The organism is Chromohalobacter sp. 296-RDG, assembly GCF_029889885.1.
Taxonomy (GTDB): domain Bacteria; phylum Pseudomonadota; class Gammaproteobacteria; order Pseudomonadales; family Halomonadaceae; genus Chromohalobacter.
The window spans coordinates 1-2,945 of the sequence record NZ_JARANY010000131.1; the positions used below are offsets into that span (position 1 = coordinate 1).

Below are 2,945 nucleotides of genomic sequence, written 5' to 3' on the forward strand. Positions count from 1 at the left end.
CCAGTGGTAGCCGCGCGCGTTCATGTAGAAGATCTGGTAGTTGGCCAGCAGCTCGTTGAGCTTTTCGGCCAGCTGGTTGGCGCTGCTGGTATGCAAGCCGATGGAATTGATATCGGACATGAAAGCACTCCTTGGTAAACAATGGACGAACGTCGTCAGTAGTCAAAAGCGTCTATGGGCTCACTCTAGAATGTCGTCTTGGGATTGGGTAACGAATCTTTTCCATCGACGATATAGCGTTTACATATGAAATGCCCATGACGCTTTGGTTTTTCAAGGTCGGAGGGGGCGGCATTGTGTCATGAACGTGACGTGTGCCGGCTGGCGGTTTGCCACACACGCAGGAGGCTCTCGGCACGGTCGGCAAGCAGCTCGGCAGTACGTTCTAGGGCCTCCGGTAGGGCCAGGGGGCCATCGGCCAGCGCGAAGGCGGCCTCGATACCCTCGTCGTGAACGGCCTGCCAGCCATCGCCAAGGCGCCCGGCGAGTGCGAGTGTGGGCACGCCATGTCGTCGCGCACGCTGGGCGATGCCCACCGGCGTCTTGCCGGCCAGGCTCTGGCCATCGAGCTGGCCTTCCCCGGTGATCACCAGATCGGCGTCTTCCAGTAGACGGTCGAAGTCGACCTGATCCATGACCAGTTCGATGCCGGGTTGCAGCCTTGCGCCCAGAAAAGCGGCGGCCGCGAAGCCCATGCCGCCCGCCGCGCCGGCACCTGGTAGAGCGCGGTGATCCTTGCCGAGTACGCTGGCGACGTGTTCGGCAAAATGGGCCAAGGCCGCGTCGAGCCGTGTGACATCCGCCGGCGTAGCGCCTTTCTGCGGTCCGAAGGTCGCGCTGGCGCCGCGCTCACCGAGCAAGGGGTTGTCGACGTCCACGGCGGTATCCACCTTGAGCGTTGCCAGACGCGGGTCCAGGCCACTCAGGTCGAGTTTGGCCAGCCGCGCCAGTGCCGCGCCGCCTGGCGGCAGTGGCTGGCCCTCGGCATCGAGCAGTCGCGCGCCTAGTGCCAAAAGCATTCCTGTACCGCCATCGTTGGTGGCGCTGCCGCCCAGGGTGAGGACCAAACGCTCGGCCCCGGCATCGAGCGCATCGCGTATCAACTCGCCGACGCCGAGGGTGGTGCTGTGCAGCGCGGTGCGCTCAGTGTCGGCGAGCGCTTGCAAGCCACTGGCCTCGGCGAGTTCGACATAGGCGGTGGCACTCGCGGCGTGCCATCCCCAACTGGCGTTGATGGGTCGCTCCAGGGCGTCGTGGATCGCAGTGACACGGCGTTCGGCCTGTGTTGCGGCCAGTAGGGCGTCGAGAGTACCTTCGCCGCCGTCCCCCATCGGGCATTGCACGAACTGTGCTTGAGGCAGGACGCGGGCGCAGCCCGTGGCGATGGCAACAGTGGCCTCGCGAGCCGAGAGGGCATCCTTGTAGCTATCCGGGGCGATGACGATCTTCATGAGCGAGCCTCTTGCATGATCCAAGCCCGAGAGCGGGGCATCGTGGTCGAGTTGCCAGCCTAACGCATGCCGGCGCCGGACGGGAGCCGCCCAGCATGCCACACTGACGGAACCGTGGCGCTCGACTACGCTCTCAACGAGGTGAACGTGCGACGGTAACGGTGAGGTGAGACGCGCTATTGCGCTCCCCGCTGACGGGTGGCCTTTTCCTTACAGGCGAGAACGCGATGATGAAACCTCTTTTGCTGGTAGTGGCATTGGGGCTCGGCGGTTGTCAGAGCCTGGCTTCTTACGATCCATTGAGCCGCGATGTGGCTTCGCCGTTGCCCGAGGCATGTCACTGGCCGGCTGAGGGCGACGCCAATGCACGGGTAAGAGCCATGGCCGCTGCCTTGGAAGCGCAAGGCTATCGTATCGAACAGACCGAGGTCGCCCTAGGGTTGGTGAGTGCCGAGCGGGCCAAGGCGCAACCGGGGCTGGGCGCTGTGGATCGACCGCCCTGGGGGCGCAGTGGCTTCTGGGGACGCTATGGCTTAGGCGGGCGCCATGGCTATTCGCTGGGCTATTTCCAACGCTTCGGCGGTGATCCGGTGCGCCTGCAACGGGTCTCGGTGGTCGCCGCCGAGGATGTCGTACGGGTGACGCGCGATTCGCGCGTGGTCGATGTCGACGGTTATCTGATCGATGCGCGTCCGGACAACAGCGCGGCGTTCTGCGCCGCTTTACACGATGACATCGACGCACGCATGCGCGAGGGGAGCACATCATGAGGCGGCTGCTGAGCGTATTGTTCGTGGCATCGTGCGTGGTATTGAGCGTGAGCGGATGCGCGACCACGTCGGCACCGCCGCAAACCCGGGCATTGGTCGTGGAAGCCGAGCCGTCGGCCGCGTTGGAAGCGGGGGTGGCGATGCTGACGGCACGCGGCTTCGTGATTCGTCGCGCCGATGTCGACCTGGGCGATGTCGAGGCCGTGCTGGCCGTGCGTCCCACGCTCGACGTGCGCTATCGGCTCGAGGCGACCGAACAGGGCACGCGCATCACGCTGTCGGGACAGCGTGGCGGTCAGCCGGTACCGCCCTATGTGTTCGATACGCTGCTGATTGATATACAGGAGCGGCTCGGCGAACTGCCCTGAGTCCTACGAAAACTGCTTGCGCGCATCACTCATGGTGTGAGGAGGTCACGCAGTGTCGCCAAGTAGGTGCTCAGCGTCGTGTCGTCATACGGCGGCGGCGTGCCTTGTCCCCATACTGGCCCCGGCCAGGCCGCGTCGCCCTGGTGGCGGACGATGACATGCAGGTGCAACTGCGCAACCTGATTGCCGAGCGTCGCCAGATTGAGCTTGTCGCCGTCATGATGCGCCATCAAGCGGCGCCCTATCTCGGTGGCTTCCTGCCACATCGTGGCCTGATCGTCGGCGGAGAGTTCGTAGACTTCGCGGATATCGTCGCGACGGGGGATCAGCACTAGCCAGGAATAGCGCGCGTCGTC

4 protein-coding genes and 1 pseudogene are annotated in these 2,945 nt (G+C 64.6%); 2 read left to right on the plus strand and 3 right to left on the minus strand.

The features are described 5' to 3' along the window. Window positions 1–120, minus strand: a pseudogene (locus OP495_RS16995) (DNA starvation/stationary phase protection protein); the annotation flags it as partial. A gap of 179 nt (window positions 121–299) precedes the next feature. Beyond that, complete coding sequence (locus OP495_RS17000) at window positions 300–1,451, minus strand: glycerate kinase (protein ID WP_280570922.1); 1,152 nt, start codon at window positions 1,449–1,451, stop codon at window positions 300–302. 227 nt (window positions 1,452–1,678) lie between these two features. Between OP495_RS17000 and OP495_RS17005 the strand changes: the two genes are divergently transcribed. Further along, entirely contained in the window at window positions 1,679–2,221 is a 543-nt protein-coding gene (locus tag OP495_RS17005) for a hypothetical protein (protein WP_280563578.1), read from the plus strand. Next, entirely contained in the window at window positions 2,218–2,589 is a 372-nt protein-coding gene (locus OP495_RS17010; protein ID WP_280570923.1) for a hypothetical protein, read from the plus strand. The genes OP495_RS17005 and OP495_RS17010 overlap by 4 nt, the downstream gene beginning before the upstream one ends. Window positions 2,590–2,618: 29 nt before the next feature. Here OP495_RS17010 and OP495_RS17015 read toward each other — a convergent pair. After that, window positions 2,619–2,945, minus strand: a 327-nt coding sequence (locus tag OP495_RS17015) for an HIT family protein (protein ID WP_280570924.1), incomplete at its 5' end; no start/stop codon positions are given.